Origin of the sequence: Faecalibacterium sp. AF10-46, assembly GCF_003604105.1 — a bacterium.
GTDB classification, from domain to species: Bacteria; Bacillota; Clostridia; order Oscillospirales; family Ruminococcaceae; genus Faecalibacterium; species Faecalibacterium taiwanense.
The window spans coordinates 155,891-172,764 of sequence record NZ_QVGY01000004.1 but is presented as its reverse complement, the minus strand read 5'-3'; the positions used below and the strand labels follow the sequence as shown (position 1 = coordinate 172,764).

The following is a 16,874-nucleotide window of genomic DNA, read 5'->3' as shown; positions in this document are numbered from 1 at the left end:
TCGTGGCGAGCAGCAGGCAACGAGATCCTGTCTCGGCTAAAGCATGATTTTTGAAGCGAAAGGAGATTCAAGCAAGAGCCATACTTGGAAAAGAATGGCATAGCGGAATGATCTAAAACCCAATGAACGACTTCGGCCCGAAGCGCCCGATGTCAGAAGATGCACTGTGTGAATCAACCGACACCGTAAAAGCGAAGCGCGGCCGACCGAAGAAAAAGCCTGATTATGACCGGGAGAAAGAAATCGAAGCACTGCAGCAGAAGGTAATCGATCTCTTCGGTGAACCTTTCGATGATCGAGTGGAACGTTCAGAAGCAGCTCCAAGTATCCGGGAAATCGCAAAGGCATTGGATACGACCCCTCTGACGGTTCGGAAGATGCTGATCACTGCGGGATATTATAGTACGAAACACAGCCGAGAAGTACAGGAACTGTACGAACAAGGGTGTACGATCCAGGAGATCATGGATCAGACTGGGCTGAAAAGAGCTTCTGTACATGGCTATCTGCCATATACAAAAGGAAACTATAATTTGCCCGAGCTGCCACTGAATGCCGAGCGTAGACGAGTCTATCGGAGAAGAATTGCTGTCTGTGAGCGACTTATGCGGGAAATCAATTCGCCGAATGCGGAGGAGTGTCTGTGGGATGCGATCGTGGCGTTTGCCGGATATCCGTTTGTGACGGAGAAAGGCTTGCCCCTGAAGTACACTGTAGAAGGTGGAGAGATATTCTTCAATCGAAAGGAAAAGAGCGTGACGCGGGCAACCGTGATGAGAGCGTTCCATCGGGCAAGAGTGATTCAGGAATCAGAGGGCTGCGTGAGCGGCCCCAAAAAGCTGGGAACTTTTGGCGCGAGTTATCTGTACCCAGTGTTTCTTCGGATTGGCGTGTGCTCAAAAAAATCTGAAATTTTTTGAAAAACGGATTTATGGGCATAAGTTGGATTTTAGCTTACATGATTAGATAGGCATGTAAAATAACCGGTGGTTCTGGGCTGTCTTGAGCAGTCTTGAAATAGATAAAAATCCAGAAGGGAAGAAGAAAAATGAAATCAGATGAAAAATTGGTGGTGCAAGTCGGAAAGAACGAAACATTGGGAGATTTTATTCAGAAATGCCGACAGCAGTATGGATGGTCGCAGGAAGAACTGGGGTGGTGCACCGGAATCACGAGAGAACATGTAGGTCGCATTGAGAGGGGCAAGTGTATCCCTTCGGTTCAAACGCTATATGATTTGGAAAAGGCCTTGAATCTTCCTGAGTGCGCTCTGGTAAAAAGAGTAAATGGGCAAGCGGAGGTGGATGCTTCACAGTGGTCAGAGGAGAAGGAACAGGTGGGACGCGCCTGTCGAGAGCTGGAACACGCCTTGGCTGCAAATCTGACGAAATCGAATCTGCGGAAGGCAAGTGATGCCATCAGTACCATTGCCAAAATGCTGAGTGGTACTGAGGCGTCCTCAAATAAAAAATAGTCTGTGAGATGTCTCAAAAGTGACATGGGTGTCCTTGAGTGTAAAGCTGCACAGAGATAGAATTATAGGTAAAGGAATCAGCAGTAAATCGGTGCATTTTCAGCACATCAGGAGGCAGTACATATGGATCAGGTGACAAAGATGGAAACACGGCTTGCAGAGCCAGCTCCGCAGGAATCTACCCTTGCACAAAGCGGCTCCAATGTGCTGCGCCGTCACATCAAGGAGAATCCCAAGAAAGCGGCCCTTGCCCGTCACCGCCTGTGGCTGGACAGTATCCCGTATGAGTATCCCATGCCATATACGCCGTATAAGATCGGGGTGTACATCCGGTATTTCAATCAGACCCGACATGAGAACTATCTGGAAAAGCATATCCAGCAGTATATGGACGATATTGCCCTGTGCCCGCAGTGGACACTGGTGGATTTCTATGTGGATAGGGGAATGACCGCCCCGCACATGGAGTACTCCAAAGAGGGGTGCCGTCTGCTGGAGGATTGCTTCACCGGTAAGGTGGACCTCATCGTGACGCAAAAGGTCAGCAATGTGTCCAGTGATTGGAAAGAAATGTCCTTTATGGCACGGATGCTGGCGGCGCAGGAGCATCCTGTGGGAATCTACTTTATTTCTGAAGACATTTTTACACTGGCATCGTATTACCAAGCTGACCTGCGGGATACAGGACTGCTGCCGGAGGGCTGGCAGACTCTCCCGGCGGATGAACTGGATGAACCGATGCTATCGACCCTGCCGAAACCTGCCATGCCGGAGCGGGCAGAGCAACTGCGCCTTGAAGAAGAAACGAATGCAATGGAGTGAACTGAGTGGAAAAGACAGAACTGACCAATGCCCAAAATCAGAACCGGGTGCGGCAGCGCATCTCGCAGGCCTCGATTGATCCGGATAAATACGAGTACATCCCGGCGAAGGAGCAGAACGACCATGTGAAAGCCGACCAGTATCAGCAAGTCGCCATCTACGCCCGTGTTTCCACAGACAACCCCATGCAGACCACATCCTTTGAGCTGCAGCAGAAGTATTACGAAGAGCTGGTGGCACAGCATCCTCAGTGGGTGCTGGTGAAGATCTACGCAGACGAAGGAAAATCCGGCACTACCATGCAGCATCGGGATGGGTTTAATGAGATGCTGGCAAATGCGAATGCCGGAAAAATCGACTTGATCATTGTAAAAAATATTTCTCGTTTTGCCCGTAATGTGGTGGACTGCCTGAGCATCATCCGCAAGCTGTCTGAGAAGAAAATCGGCGTGCTGTTTGAGTCGGAAGCAATCTACTCCCTGAACGATGATTCTCACATGGCACTGTCTTTTCAGGCCACCATTGCAGAGCAGGAATCCCGTACCCGCAGCCGGAGCATGGAAACTTCCCTGCGGATGCGGCTGGACCATGGCCTGCCTCTGACCCCGGAACTGCTGGGTTTTGTGAAGAACGAGGACGGCAAGCTCGTTGTCAACCCGGAGACTTACAAGATCCCGAAGCTCATGTTCTATATGTACCTGTACGGATATTCCACCCAGCAGATCGCAGACATCCTCACGAAGCTGAGCAAGCGGACGTATCTGGGGAATCTGAAGTGGACGGCATCCGGTGTGGCAGCCAGTATGCGGAACGAGCGTTACTGCGGAGATGTGCTGACTCGCAAGCGGTTCACCAAGTTTGCGGCAGATGTTCACGACCAGAAGTCCTTCAAGAACCGGGGAGAAAAGCCCCAGAGTCATTACCGGGATGACCATGAAGCCATCATCGACCGGAACGATTTTCTGGCAGTCCAGCGCATCATGAACAATGCCAGGTTCGGCGGTACGTCTCTGCTGCCGGAACTGCAGGTCATCCCGGACGGTCTGCTGAAAGGCTTTGTCATCGTTCACCCCAAGTGGGGCAGCTTCACCAAGGAAGATTACATCGCCGCTTGCCGGAGCGTGGACAGCAACCCAGAAGATGAGAGGCGGCTAGAGGTGCGGGAAGGCTCCTTCGACCTGACCGGATATGAGGTGGCAGACTTTAAACTGTTCAGTGACCAGAGTGTCCCTGCCATCATGCTTCACAAGGATAGCATTGCTTTCAGTGTGGCAGCCATCCGGGAGATGGATCTGAAAGATAATTATGTAGAACTGTTGGTGCATCCGCTGCGGAAAGAAATCGCCGTGCGCCCCACCGCCAAGGAGAACCGCTGTGCCATCCAGTGGGCAAACGGTGTCCGGGGCTATCGCCGTTCCCGTTCGGTAGCCGCCAAGGCCTATATCCAGACCCTGTATCAAATCTTCGGCTGGGATCAGGACAACAACTATAAGCTCTACGGCCGCATCTACCGGGATGGGCAGGATGCCGCCTGCATCTATGCCGGAACCAACGCCAGCGTGTACATCAAAGATAATGAGGTCACCGTGGAGGATGCCACCGGCCAGAACATCTGTCGGCAAGGCAAACGTATCCGTGGCGTAGTGGGGGACTTCGGGCAGGGTGTCGGCAATGGGTATTATGTAGAAAAGAGCATGATCGAGCTTCGGAATCTGACCCGGCAGGAGTGGCAGACCCGGCTTGCCGGACAGATGGTCAGCACCGGAACGGAGCTTCAGGTCACCTCGTATGAAGAATTGCGCAGTTTCATTCAGGAAGAACTGGGGGAACTGTTTGAGGAGGACGTACAGAAATGATGGAAGAGAATGCACAGATGAGCCTGCTGCCGGATGCAGCTGTTGCAGCGCAGATGACCATGACAGGTGAAGAAGAAATCGACCTCAGTGAATATGAGATCGTCCGCCCGGAGTTCTTCGCTCACATCAAAGAACCAGCATTGACGGTGAATGTGGACAAGATCGGTGTGAATACCGCCTGTGTTCGCCTGATGCCGGATGTGGAATATGTGCAGATCCTCATCAACCGAAAAGAGAAGAAGCTCCTGCTCAAACCCTGCGATGAAATTGAGATCACCGGATACCGCTGGGGTCGGACAAAGGACGGCAAGCGGTATCCCTCCCAGCGGACAGGAGAACTTTTTGTTCTGACTCTGTGTGAGATCATGGACTGGAATCCGGATTATCGGTATAAGGTGCTGGGCAAAATGGTGCAGGCCAATGGAAAAGCCCTGATCGCCTTTGACCTCACATCCAGTGAATGCTTCCCCAAGGTGGTCAACCGGGATGGCAAGAAGGTCAGCAGTCGCCAATCCGTTTTTGCGGAACAGTGGAGCGGCAAGTTTGGCCCCACCTATTCCGAGAGCCGCCGTTCTCTGGCAGTCAAGACCTTTGATAATTACACGGTCATCACGGTAAACGGGAAAAAGACCGAGGTGCATCCGCAGGCACAGCCGCAGCAGCAGGGAAGTATGGGTGATTCCTTATGAAACAGGACAACGAGCTTGGCTTGCGCATCAGTGCCAAGTATAACCGCATCTACATCCACCGCACAACGCTGAAGGCCATGGGAGATCCGGCGTTCGTGTCGCTGGGCATCCACCCGCAGAGCAAAAAGCTGGTGGTGCTGGCAGCAAGGGAGGCAACAGCGGATGCGCTGCGTGTCCGGTGCTGGGAGGATAATTCCTTCTGTATCCAGAGCAAGGTACTTTTGGACGGTATCTGCACGGTGGCACCGCAGGTCGGAACACAGGACTCCTGCCTGCTGCACGGAAGGCTGCTGAAGGAACAGAATGCAGCCGCCTTTGATATGAGCGACATCGAAACCATCACGGAAGCGGAATGAGGGAGAACACATGAAACAGGTCTGGCAAATCGACCCGGAGTTCAGACTGCTGAGCGTTCCACTATCTCTGGAGGAGGAAAACAGGCTGGAGAATAGCCTGCTCCGTGAAGGCTGCAGGGAGCCCATTGTGGTGTGGCACGGCTGCATTCTGGATGGACACAAGCGTTATGAAATCTGCAGTTACGAAGAGATGGACTACAAAACAGTAGAAATGAATTTTGTCTCCAGAGAGGATGCCATTATCTGGATATGCAAAAAGCGAGTTAAGGAATCTTCTGCGGACAAAACGATTTATAAGTACCTTGTAGGAAAATGGTATAACGCAGAGAAAACAAGGATTCACGCAAAACGAAAAGAAGAACGAAGAAAAAGTCTGGATTTAGCAATCAAGAAAAAAGGAGAGGAAGGACAGCTGGTAAGCATTCCAGTTGATCGTATATCCAAAGTAATAGCAGTGCAGATTTCAATGTCGTATAATTCAGTAGAGTCGTATGGTATGCTGGCAAAATTTCTGGATGAGATTGCAGAAAAGGATGAAGCCTTTTTTACGGCACTTGTTGAAAACAAAATCGTTGTTTCCTTTGAAAAAATGCGGAAGTTTGCACAAATGGACGAAACAAAGCTAATTGATATCAGGAGAAAACTGCTAAGAGAAGAAGATGTGAAAATGCGTCAGCGAAAGCCAAGGCAGCAATCAACGGACGGCCTATCCGGGAAGACGCAGCAAAAGCAGACCACACCACTGGAGGTGGGCATCAAGGAGATGCCGATGTTTGACCCGGACATGGAATTCCGTGGGCTGGCACTGACGATCCCCACATGGATGAATGCCATCGCACGAACCCGGGCAAAGACAGATATCGATTTGGTGTCCGAACCGACCAAGGCGCAGCTTGCTGTGATCCTGCGCAGACTGGAAGAACAAATTACGCAGACGCTGGAGGTAATTGAAAGATGATTGCAGAAGATATGCTGACCCAAGCGCAGCAGCGCTGCATCCCGGATGTGTCCTTTGAGCTGATCCCCATCCGAAATCTGGTTTCCAATCAGGAGTACCAGCGGCCGCTGTCCGAAAATCATATCCGTAAGGCACTGGAAGAATTTGACGTCTACCAGATCAACCCGGTCAAGGTGAGCCGCCGCGACGGCATCAACTATGTGTTTGACGGCCAGCACACCATCGAGATCATTGCCAGTGAGTCCGGTTCCCGTGATACCCCGGTGTGGTGTATGATCTACGATGACCTGAAATATAAGGAGGAAGCCCATATCTTTGCCGACCAGCAAAAGCATGTCAAGGCGCTGTCCTCTTTCGAGACCTTCAAGGCGCATATTGAAGCAGATGACCCCAAACAGAAGATGATTGAGGCCATTGTGCAGTCCTATGGCCTGGCAATCACCTCGACCAAAGCAAAAAACGGTATCAGTGCAGTTTCTACACTGGAGCGCATCTATGACAAATATGGACAGGCTGTTCTGGACAGAACGCTCCGTCTGGCAGCGGCAACATGGGAGGGAGAAAACAACTCCTTCTCTGGCAACATCCTGATGGGCATTGCTCGCATCGTTGTGGCGTATGGGGATACTGTCCGGGACGATGTGTTCAAAGACCATGTGGGCCGAGTGTCGGTGAAGGCAATCATCCGTGCGGCAAAAGAACGCCGCCCCGGTGCGCTGGGCTATTCTGAAGCCATGATTATCGAATACAAAAAGAAAAGCAAGTTCCGCCTTTCGCTGAAAACGCTCTATGGCGGGAAGGCGATGAGCGGCGAGGATGACTTCGGGGAAGAGTAAAGTAACAGTACGCTTTTTTAGATGGGGGATTCACATTGTACTTGATTGCTGCCTGTGTTACCTCGTGCTTCTCTGCATAGCTTAAAAGGGATTGACGGAACTTCATGGTTTGCGTTACAGTATTCATGGCGAATGCGTTGTCCTTTCTGTGTGGTTTGTGTATCAACTTAACTATAACACAGGACGACCCATTCGTCTTTCTTTTTATCATCTATTGTAATCCTACAAATCCTACAGTTTCAACGAGAAAATCAACTTGCTGATAGCAGGAAAGCGTAGTATAATTAAATTGGTATATTATGAATTGTAGAGAGGTGGAGTGATTGCGCTGACTCCAAATAAAATGTTTTTCGATCAATAACAATCCTGGTACGCTGCCGGAGAGATGGGAAAAAGTCGTGAGGTGTTGGAATGAAGACCAATAAAATTGGAACGATCACTTTCCATAATTCATACAATTACGGTTCGGCGTTGCAGGCATTTGCGCTACAGACATACTTGAAAAAAAGAAGGATATCAGTCGAGGATCATTGATTACGAATATAAGAAAGATTTTAAACACTATAAGCTGTTCAGGACATATTCGTACTTATATTATCCCAAATATAATAGTAAAGAGGAATGCTGCGGATGCGGTGCTTGTTCCAGCGTATGTCCCAAAAGCGCCATTACGATGCAGGAGGATGCCCTTACGCACAAAGACAGCGTGTGGGCGACATTACCATTGGAGATTATTGGGGCGTTCAGAAATATGATCCGCAGCTTCTGGTGGAACAGGGAGGAACGATCAATAGTAAAGAAGGCGTTTCCTGCCTGCTGATAAACACGGAACGCGGACAACACCTTGTCGAGAAATACGGTGCGAAGATAGAAAGCTATCCGGTTGAATTTTCTAACATTGCTTAGGAGAATACGCAGCTGAACCGGCCAACGAAGCATACCAGACTGAGAAATAAAATTTTCAGGAAGTATAAGGCGAGCGGCTATGCTGGTGTGGAAGCAATTTTTGAGCGGGATCAGCGGAACCAGAAGTTCATATGGGGAATGTATGACCGCATTTGCGGAATGTTCTGCCGGAAAACACGGTAAGGCTGCGGCTTTCGGTCAAAATACACACATTTCCGTGCATCAGCGGCAAATGTTTGTTAAACTATTATCTATCTTGCAAGCTTGCAATGTGCACGGTTTTTGTTTATAATAGTAGAGTAACGGGGCAAGACCCCCGAGTGCGAGCGAAACTCTAGTTCAGAAATTAAAACTTGAGAGGAGTTTATTACCATGGGTTTAGGTAAGAAGACGATCGACGATCAGAACTACTGCGGCAAGAAGGTGCTTGTCCGTTGCGATTTCAACGTCCCGATGAAGGACGGCGTGATCACCAACGAGAACCGCATCAATGCAGCTCTGCCCACCATCCAGAAGCTGGTCAACGATGGCGCAAAGGTCATCCTGTGCAGCCATCTGGGCAAGCCCAAGAACGGCCCCGAGGCAAAGTTCAGCCTGGCACCCGTTGCTGTGGCTCTGAGCGCAAAGCTGGGCAAGACCGTTGTGTTTGCAGATGACGACAATGTTGTCGGCGAGAACGCAAAGGCTGCTGTTGCTGCCATGAACAACGGCGATGTCGTTCTGCTGCAGAACACCCGTTTCCGCAAGGAAGAGACCAAGAACATGCCCGAGTTCAGCGAAGAACTGGCTTCTCTGGCTGATGCATATGTTGACGATGCATTCGGCAGCTGCCACCGTGCACACTGCTCCACTGCAGGTGTCACCGACTTCATCAAGGATACCGCTGTCGGCTACCTGATGGAGAAGGAGATCAAGTATCTGGGCAACGCTGTGAACGATCCCGTTCGTCCCTTCACCGCTATTCTGGGCGGCGCAAAGGTCGCAGACAAGCTGAATGTTATCTCCAACCTGCTGGAGAAGGTCGATACCCTGATCATCGGCGGCGGCATGGCTTACACCTTCGTCAAGGCTCAGGGCTACGAGGTCGGCAAGAGCCTGTGCGACGATTCCAAGCTGGATTACTGCAAGGAGATGATGGCCAAGGCTCAGGAGAAGGGCGTGAAGCTGCTGCTGCCCGTTGATGCTGTCTGCATCAAGGACTTCCCCGATCCCATCGACGCTCCTGTTGAGACCACGGTTGTTCCTGTCACCGCGATCCCGGCTGACATGGAAGGCTGCGACATCGGCCCCGAGAGCATGAAGCTGTTTGCCGATGCCGTCAAGGCATCCAAGACCGTTGTCTGGAACGGCCCCATGGGTGTGTTCGAGAACCCCACTCTGGCAGCCGGCACTCTGGCAGTTGCTAAGGCTATGGCTGAGAGCGATGCTACCACCGTGATCGGCGGCGGCGACAGCGCAGCAGCTGTGCAGCAGATGGGTCTGGGCGACAAGATGACCCACATCTCCACCGGCGGCGGCGCTTCTCTGGAGTATCTGGAGGGCAAGGAGCTGCCCGGCATCGCAGTTATTCAGAACGCATAATCTGATCCCGGCATCATAATGGGTGCGGCGGCTTTAGCGCCGCCGCATCTTTTTGTTTGTGCAGAGTTTTCTGCACGATAGAAGGTAAATAAAGGAGATAGAGTATCATGGATAAGGCAAAGCGTAAGGCTATCATTGCAGGCAACTGGAAGATGAACAAGACTGCCTCCGAGGCTGCTGTTCTGGTGGACGAGCTGGTCCCCGCCGTGCAGGACGCAGGCTGCGAGGTAGTCATCTGCACCCCGTATACCGATCTGGTCACCGCTGTGGAAAAGACCAAGGGCACCAACATCCATGTGGGTGCTGAGAATGTTCACTTCGAGAAGTCCGGCGCTTTTACCGGCGAGATCAGCGCTGACATGCTGGTGGATCTGGGCGTGGAGTACGTCATTGTGGGCCACTCTGAGCGCCGCCAGTACTTCGCCGAGACCGACCAGACCGTGAACAAGCGCGCTCTGGCTGCTCTGAACGCCGGTCTGAAGGTCATCATCTGCGTGGGCGAGAGCCTGCAGCAGCGCGAAGAGGGCGTGACCGAAGAGCTGGTGCGTATGCAGACCAAGATCGCTCTGCGTGATGTGACCGCTGAGCAGATGGCAAATGTCGTGATCGCTTACGAGCCCATCTGGGCCATCGGCACCGGCAAGACCGCTACCGCCGATCAGGCTGAGGAAGTCTGCGGCCAGATCCGCAAGGTGATCGGCGAGGTGTACGGCGAGGCAGTTGCCGAGGCTACCACTGTCCAGTACGGCGGCAGTATGAACGCCAAGAACTGCGAGGAACTGCTGAGCAAAAAGGATGTGGACGGCGGCCTGATCGGCGGCGCATCCCTGAAGGCTCCCGACTTTGCAGTGATCGTCAATGCAGCCACCAAGGGCTGATCGACGGTTTAAATCAGCTGTTTCAGCGCCCGGCTGCGCCGCATTTCCAGCGCTGTGCCGGGCGCTGATTTGTTAAATTCAAAGGAGATTCAATTTTATGGCAAAGAAACCTGTTCTTCTGTGCATCATGGATGGCTTCGGCTGGGTGCCGGAGGAGACCTTCGGCAACGCCGTGGTCGCCGCAAAGAAACCCCACCTCGATGCTCTGATGGCAAAATATCCCATGACCACCATCAACGCTTCCGGCATGGCCGTCGGTCTGCCCGAGGGCCAGATGGGCAACTCTGAGGTTGGCCACACCAACATGGGCGCTGGCCGCATCGTGTACCAGCAGCTCACCCTCATTACCAAGTCCATCAAGGACGGCGAGATGCTCCAGAACCCGGTTCTGGTCAAGAACATGAAGGCTGCCATCGATGCCGGCAAGGCCATCCATCTGATGGGTCTGGTGGGCACCGGCGGTGTGCACAGCCACGCAGACCACTGGTTCGGCGTGCTGGAAATGGCAAAACATCTGGGTGCAAAGAACGTTTACCTGCACTGCATCACCGATGGCCGTGATACTGACCCGCACTCCGGCAAGGGCTTCCTGGCCGACCTGCAGGCTAAGCTGGACGAGCTGGGCATCGGCAAGATCGCCAGCGTCTCCGGCCGTTACTACGCCATGGACCGCGATAACAACTGGGATCGTGAAGAGAAGGCATATGCTGCCTTTGTCTACGGCGAGGGCAATCATGCCGCCAACGCTGCCGAGGCCATCGAGGCTTCCTATGCAGCAGACAAGACCGATGAGTTCGTTCTGCCCTGCGTCACCTGTGAGGGCGGCCGCGTGCAGGACGGCGACACCGTTATCTTCATGAACTTCCGTCCCGACCGTGCCCGCCAGATGACCCGTATCTTCTGCGACGATGCGTTCACCGGCTTTGAGCGCCGCGGCGGCCGCAAGCAGGTGAACTATGTCTGCATGGCTGAATACGATGCCACCATGCCCAACTGCGAGGTCGCCTATCCGCCTGTGGAGCTGAAGAACGTTCTGGGCCAGTACCTGTCCGAGAATGGCAAGACTCAGCTGCGCATTGCCGAGACCGAGAAGTACGCTCATGTCACCTTCTTCTTCAACGGCGGCGTGGAGGCTCCCTACGAGGGCGAGGACCGCTGCGTGATCCCCAGCCCGAAGGTCGCCACCTACGATCTGCAGCCTGAGATGAGCGCCCCCGAGGTTGCTGCCGAGTGCGTCAAGCGCATCGAGAGCGGCAAGTACGATGTGGTGATCCTGAACTTCGCAAACTGCGATATGGTGGGCCACACCGGCGTGTTCGATGCTGCGGTCAAGGCCGTGGAAGCCGTTGACACTGCTGTGGATCAGGTGGTCACTGCTGTGCTGAAGGCCGGCGGCTGCGCCTTCATCACCGCCGACCACGGCAACGCTGAGAAGATGATGAACCCGGACGGCACCCCCTTCACCGCACACACCACCAACGTGGTGCCCTTTGTGGCAGTTGGCTGCGGTGATGTGAAGCTGCGTGAGGGCGGCTGCCTTGCTGATATCGCTCCCACCATGCTGCCGTATATCGGTCTGCCCGTGCCTGCTGAAATGACCGGCAAGAGCATCATCGTGGAGTAACTGACCATTAAAATAGCCGACGCGTTCGCTTTGGCTATGAATAGCGGAATTGTTATTCTTATATTTACAGCTCTGGAAAATCTGCGGATTTTCCAGAGCTGTTTTTTCACGTGAAAAGCCGATAAGATAAACTGCGTTTTTGGGCTTCGACCCCCATTCTAAATCAAAAACTTTTCTTTTTTCCCCATCCGTGCTACAATAAAAATGAATTTTTGATTGTAGGAGAAGCGGATGGAAACAACGCATAAACAAATCGTTCTGGGCATCCTTGCCCATGTGGACTCCGGCAAGACCACCCTTTCGGAAGCCATGCTCTACCGCTCCGGCGCGATCCGCAAGCTGGGCCGCGTGGATCACAAGGATGCCTTTCTGGATACCGACACGCTTGAAAAAGCGCGCGGCATCACCATCTTTTCCAAGCAGGCCCTGTTGACGGCGGGCAATACGGATATCACATTGTTGGACACCCCCGGACATGTGGATTTTTCTACCGAGACAGAGCGCACCCTGCAGGTACTGGACTATGCTGTGCTGGTGGTAAGCGGCACCGACGGCGTGCAGAGCCACACCGAGACGCTCTGGCGGCTGCTGCGGCGCTACCATGTGCCCACCTTTGTGTTCGTGAACAAGATGGACCTGCCCGGCAAGAGCAGGAAAGAACTGCTCGCCCAGCTGAACCACCGTCTGGGCGAGGGCTTTGTGGCCTTTGATGTGCCGCAGGCCGACCGGGACGAAGCACTGGCCCTGTGTGACGAAAAACTGATGGATCGGATGCTGGATGCCGGGCAGTTGACCGATGCGGACATCATCCCGGCCGTTGCACGCCGGCATGTGTTCCCGTGCTGGTTCGGTTCGGCGCTGCGGCGTACCGAAAACGATGCACTGGAAAGCGTGGATGCTCTGCTGGACGGGATTGACCGCTATATCCGTCCGGCTCCCACGCTGGATGCCTTTGGTGCCAAGGTGTTTAAGGTGTCGCAGGATGAGCAGGGCACGCGCCTGACATGGCTGCGCGTGACTGGCGGCGAACTGAAGGTAAAGGCCCAGCTCTCCGGCGAAGCAGATGGTGAGCCGTGGGAGGAAAAGGCAAACCAGCTGCGGCTGTACTCCGGCGTAAAGTATACGCTGGCGGAAGCCATCGGCCCGGGGCAGGTGTGCGCCGTCACCGGCCTGACCAAGGCGCGCCCGGGCGAGGGCCTTGGCGCGGAACGCGACAGCGATGTGCCGGTTCTGGAACCGGTGCTGAGCTATCAGGTGCTGCTGCCGGAGGGGGCTGATGTGCACGCGGCACTGGGCAAGCTGCACCGGCTGGAAGAAGAGGAGCCGCAGCTCCATGTGGTATGGAACGAGACTTTGGGCGAGATCCATGTGCAGCTCATGGGCGAGGTGCAGCTGGAAGTGCTGCGCAGTTTGCTGGCAGAGCGTTTTGGCCTGAACGTGGAGTTCGGCCCCGGCGGCATTCTGTACAAGGAGACCATCACGGAGCCTATGGAGGGCGTGGGCCACTACGAGCCGCTGCGCCACTATGCGGAGGTGCATGTCAAGCTGGAGCCCCTGCCCCGCGGCAGCGGGATGCAGTTTGCCGCCGACTGCCGGGAAGAAGTGCTGGACAAGAACTGGCAGCGCCTTGTGCTGACCCATCTGGAAGAAAAGCAGCACCTTGGCGTGCTGACCGGTGCACCGCTGACGGACGTGAAGATCACCCTCATTGCGGGCCGCGCCCATCTTAAACACACGGAGGGCGGAGATTTCCGGCAGGCCACCTATCGCGCGGTGCGGCAGGGCCTGATGCTGGCCAAAAGCCAGCTGCTGGAGCCATGGTATGCCTTTCGGCTGGAAGTGCCGGTGGAAAACCTTGGCCGTGCCATGACCGATATCCAGCGCATGGAGGGCAGCTTTGACCCGCCAGAGAGCGGGGAAGAGGCTGCTGTGCTCACCGGTTTTGCACCGGTGGCCACCATGCGCAGCTACCCCATGGAGGTGGTGGGCTATACCCGGGGCCGGGGACACCTGACCCTGACGCTGGACGGCTACCGGCCCTGCCACAATGCGGCGGAGATCATTGAAGCTGTGGGCTACGAGCCGGAGCACGACCTTGACAACCCGGCAGATTCGGTGTTCTGCGCCCATGGCGCGGGCTTTGTGGTGCCTTGGGATCAGGTGCGCAGCCACATGCATGTGGACAGCGGCTGGGGCAAAAGCAAAAGCCCGGAGCAGGAGACGCAGGCCGTGCCCCAGCGCCGGACAGCGGCTTACCGCGCGACACTGGAAGAGGATGCCGAGCTGCTCAAAATCTTCGAGCGCACCTATGGCCCCATCAAACGGGACCCGCTGGCGGCATTCCGCCCGGTGCAAAAGCGGGAACGCCCGGATTTTGATGCCCAGCAGTGGGAAATCCTGCCCGAATATCTGCTGGTGGACGGCTACAATATCATCTTTGCGTGGGATGAGCTGAACGCCCTTGCAAAGGACAGTCTGGAAGCGGCCCGCCACAAGCTGATGGATATTCTGTGCAACTATCAGGGCTACCAGAAGTGCAATCTTATTCTTGTATTCGATGCCTATCGTGTGCCGGGTAGCCCCGGCAGCATTGAGCAGTACCATAATATCCATGTGGTCTACACCAAGGAAGCCGAAACCGCCGATATGTTCATCGAGCACGTTACTCATGAGATCGGCAAGGGGCGGCGGGTGCGTGTGGCTACTTCCGACGGCATGGAACAGATCATCATTCTGGGCCACGGCGCGCTGCGCGTCTCCGCCCGCATGTTCCATGAGGAAGTGCAGAACGTGGAAAAGCAGATCCGCAAACTGGTGCAGGGGGAAGCATAAAATGTCAACCGAGATCACATCCGAATTTGTCTGGCACAGCATCCCGCCGCGCCCGCGCGACAGCCACAAGGGCAGCTTTGGCACCGTGTTGGCTGTGGCAGGCAGCGCATATTACCGAGGTGCGGCCCTGCTGGCTGCCGAGGGTGCGCTGCGCACCGGTGCGGGCATTGTGACGCTGGCCAGCGTGGAGCCGGTATTGGCAGCTGCGGTGGCCCGCCTGCCGGAATGCTGCCTGTGTCCCTGCGTGGCGGGGGCCGAAGGCGGCATCTCACCGGAGAGCATTCCACGGCTCCAGCGCCAGAAGGCGACGGTGCTGCTGCTGGGCCCGGGCCTTGGCGGTACGGCCCAGAGTGCAGCCCGCGCGGCAGAGACACGCACGCTGGTGCAGAAGCTGCTGCCCGGCTTTGCAGGCAGCGCGGTGCTGGATGCGGACGGCCTGAACGCCGCCGCGCAGCTGCTGGCCGAGGGCAAAACGCTGCCACACCCGGCGGGAGAGCTGATCGTGACCCCGCATCCCGGTGAAATGGCCCGGCTCGCCGGCCTTTCCGTGACAGAGATCAGCGCCGACCGTGAGAAAATTGCCCGGCAGTATGCAGAAAAATGGAACGTCGTGGTGGTACTCAAGGGCTGCCGTACCGTGGTGGCTGCACCAGATGGCCGCGTGTGCACAAACCCTACCGGAAACCCCGGCCTTGCCCGGGGCGGCAGCGGAGATGTGCTGGCCGGTATGACGGCGGCCCTGCTGGCCTGCGGCCTGCCTGCATACGAAGCTGCGGCCTGCGCGGTGTATCTGCACGGTGCCGCTGCCGACCGTGCCGCTGCTGCGCTTGGCGAGTACGGAATGCTGCCGCATGATATCCTGTCCCAGCTGGGCCGGATATTTGCGGAAAACCACAGATAAAAAGAAAAGGGGCGTCTCTCTGTCTGCCGGAGAGACACCCCTTTTAACATTACATCACATCGCCAGCACTTCGGCCCACTTCTCCTCGGCGACCGGGATGCCAAGCTCCATGTTCTCCTTGCGGCTGCGGTGCTCGCCCATGCCGGGGCAGCGCACCTCACGGCCCGGCTCTGCAGGCTCACTGGATGCCACATCGGCGGCAATGGCATCAATGACGGCATCGGTGAGGTCGGCGGACTGGAACTTTGCCGGATCAATGGCAATCATGATCTGGGTCAGGCCCACTTCATCGCCAAAGGTGCCGATCTTTGCCACCGAGTTTGCGCCCGTCAGGATAGTACCGATCATATCCAGCAGGATGGAAAGGCCGCTGCCCTTCCAGTAGCCAATGGGGATCATGCGGCGGGTCTCTTCAATGGCAGCGGGGTCGGTGGTCAGGCTGCCGTCTGCATCGTAGCCGCCCGCCACAGGCAGCTGCTTGCCGGCCAGACGCATCGTTTCCAGCTTGCCGTAGCTGAACTGGCTCAGGGCGCAATCCACCATGATGTGTTCCCCGTTCGAGCGCGGCACGGCCAGAATGAGCGGGTTGTTGCCGATGTGGTTGTCCTTTGCGCCCCATGCAGGCATGTTGGGGCAGGTGTTGGACCAGCAGATGCCGATGCAGCCCGCGTCTGCGGCCTGCCAGCCGTAGGTGCCGCCGCGCATCCAGTGGTTGTTGTTGCCCAGCGCCACCATGCCAATGCCGAACTGATGAGCCAGCTCTATGGCACGGTCCATGGCGTGCTTGGCGTTCAGCGGGCCAAAGCCGCGCTTGCCGTCCCAGCGCTCCATGGCACCAAAGCTGGCAATGCACTCGGCCTCAGAGACGGGGTCGATCTCGCCCTTGCGCAGGTATTCCACCACGCGGGGGAAGCGGTTCAGCCCGTGGCTGAACACGCCGGCCAGACTGTTCTGGGCAAAGATCTCGGCCGCTTCGTGGGCACGCTCTGGACTGAAACCGTATTTGGTCAGGACCCGCTCAAATTCGGCCAGCATAGTCTCGTAAGCAATGCGCATGGATGGTACCTCCTGTATGTAAAAAGTGATAAACAGATCGTTACACTTATTATAACAAGCGGCGGCGCGGTGCGCAAGATGTGCGGTCGGCATCAGGGCAGGGCG

15 protein-coding genes are annotated in these 16,874 nt (G+C 55.3%); 14 read left to right on the top strand and 1 reads right to left on the bottom strand.

Annotated features, from left to right (window positions below):
* Nucleotides 1-122 precede the first annotated feature (122 nt).
* The 14 genes from DWV57_RS06740 (at nucleotide 123) to DWV57_RS06670 (ending at nucleotide 15,713) form a co-directional block, all read left to right on the top strand.
* Entirely contained in the window at nucleotides 123-920 is a 798-nt protein-coding gene (locus tag DWV57_RS06740) for a hypothetical protein (RefSeq protein WP_120020329.1), read from the top strand.
* Between the two features lie 128 nt (nucleotides 921-1,048).
* The gene (locus tag DWV57_RS06735; RefSeq protein ID WP_120020328.1) at nucleotides 1,049-1,474 is read left to right on the top strand and encodes a helix-turn-helix transcriptional regulator; all 426 of its coding nucleotides are present in this window, start codon (nucleotides 1,049-1,051) and stop codon (nucleotides 1,472-1,474) included.
* Between the two features lie 123 nt (nucleotides 1,475-1,597).
* Nucleotides 1,598-2,296, top strand: a complete 699-nt coding sequence (locus DWV57_RS06730; protein WP_118526179.1) for a DNA recombinase — start codon at nucleotides 1,598-1,600, stop codon at nucleotides 2,294-2,296.
* Nucleotides 2,297-2,301: 5 nt separating this feature from the next.
* Nucleotides 2,302-4,152 carry a recombinase family protein gene (locus tag DWV57_RS06725; protein ID WP_118526177.1) on the top strand — a complete coding sequence of 617 codons (1,851 nt, stop codon included), beginning with the start codon at nucleotides 2,302-2,304 and terminating at the stop codon, nucleotides 4,150-4,152.
* Nucleotides 4,149-4,841, top strand: coding sequence for an integrase (locus DWV57_RS06720; protein WP_118526175.1), 693 nt, complete (start codon nucleotides 4,149-4,151; stop codon nucleotides 4,839-4,841). The genes DWV57_RS06725 and DWV57_RS06720 overlap by 4 nt, the downstream gene beginning before the upstream one ends.
* Nucleotides 4,838-5,197, top strand: a complete 360-nt coding sequence (locus tag DWV57_RS06715) for a hypothetical protein (RefSeq protein ID WP_118526173.1) — start codon at nucleotides 4,838-4,840, stop codon at nucleotides 5,195-5,197. The genes DWV57_RS06720 and DWV57_RS06715 overlap by 4 nt, the downstream gene beginning before the upstream one ends.
* A 10-nt stretch (nucleotides 5,198-5,207) precedes the next feature.
* The gene (locus DWV57_RS06710) at nucleotides 5,208-6,155 is read left to right on the top strand and encodes a hypothetical protein (protein WP_120020327.1); all 948 of its coding nucleotides are present in this window, start codon (nucleotides 5,208-5,210) and stop codon (nucleotides 6,153-6,155) included.
* Nucleotides 6,152-6,991: a DUF6551 family protein gene (locus DWV57_RS06705; protein WP_120020326.1), complete on the top strand. Its 840-nt coding sequence runs from the start codon at nucleotides 6,152-6,154 to the stop codon at nucleotides 6,989-6,991. Before DWV57_RS06710 ends, DWV57_RS06705 begins: the two co-directional genes overlap by 4 nt.
* A 639-nt stretch (nucleotides 6,992-7,630) precedes the next feature.
* On the top strand, nucleotides 7,631-7,897 hold the full coding sequence (locus DWV57_RS06695; RefSeq protein WP_165853670.1) for a Coenzyme F420 hydrogenase/dehydrogenase, beta subunit C-terminal domain: 267 nt from the start codon (nucleotides 7,631-7,633) through the stop codon (nucleotides 7,895-7,897).
* 372 nt (nucleotides 7,898-8,269) lie between these two features.
* Complete coding sequence (locus tag DWV57_RS06690) at nucleotides 8,270-9,478, top strand: phosphoglycerate kinase (protein WP_120020325.1); 1,209 nt, start codon at nucleotides 8,270-8,272, stop codon at nucleotides 9,476-9,478.
* 107 nt (nucleotides 9,479-9,585) lie between these two features.
* Complete coding sequence (gene tpiA, locus DWV57_RS06685; RefSeq protein ID WP_005945612.1) at nucleotides 9,586-10,356, top strand: triose-phosphate isomerase; 771 nt, start codon at nucleotides 9,586-9,588, stop codon at nucleotides 10,354-10,356.
* Between the two features lie 97 nt (nucleotides 10,357-10,453).
* Complete coding sequence (gene gpmI, locus DWV57_RS06680; protein ID WP_120020324.1) at nucleotides 10,454-11,980, top strand: 2,3-bisphosphoglycerate-independent phosphoglycerate mutase; 1,527 nt, start codon at nucleotides 10,454-10,456, stop codon at nucleotides 11,978-11,980.
* A gap of 231 nt (nucleotides 11,981-12,211) precedes the next feature.
* The gene (locus tag DWV57_RS06675; protein WP_120020323.1) at nucleotides 12,212-14,812 is read left to right on the top strand and encodes a TetM/TetW/TetO/TetS family tetracycline resistance ribosomal protection protein; all 2,601 of its coding nucleotides are present in this window, start codon (nucleotides 12,212-12,214) and stop codon (nucleotides 14,810-14,812) included.
* A gap of 1 nt (nucleotide 14,813) precedes the next feature.
* Nucleotides 14,814-15,713 (top strand): NAD(P)H-hydrate dehydratase, encoded by a 900-nt coding sequence (locus DWV57_RS06670; protein WP_120020322.1) that lies wholly within the window; start codon nucleotides 14,814-14,816, stop codon nucleotides 15,711-15,713.
* Nucleotides 15,714-15,767: 54 nt separating this feature from the next.
* Here DWV57_RS06670 and yiaK read toward each other — a convergent pair whose 3' ends face one another.
* On the bottom strand, nucleotides 15,768-16,769 hold the full coding sequence (yiaK, locus tag DWV57_RS06665) for a 3-dehydro-L-gulonate 2-dehydrogenase (RefSeq protein ID WP_120020321.1): 1,002 nt from the start codon (nucleotides 16,767-16,769) through the stop codon (nucleotides 15,768-15,770).
* Nucleotides 16,770-16,874 lie beyond the last annotated feature (105 nt).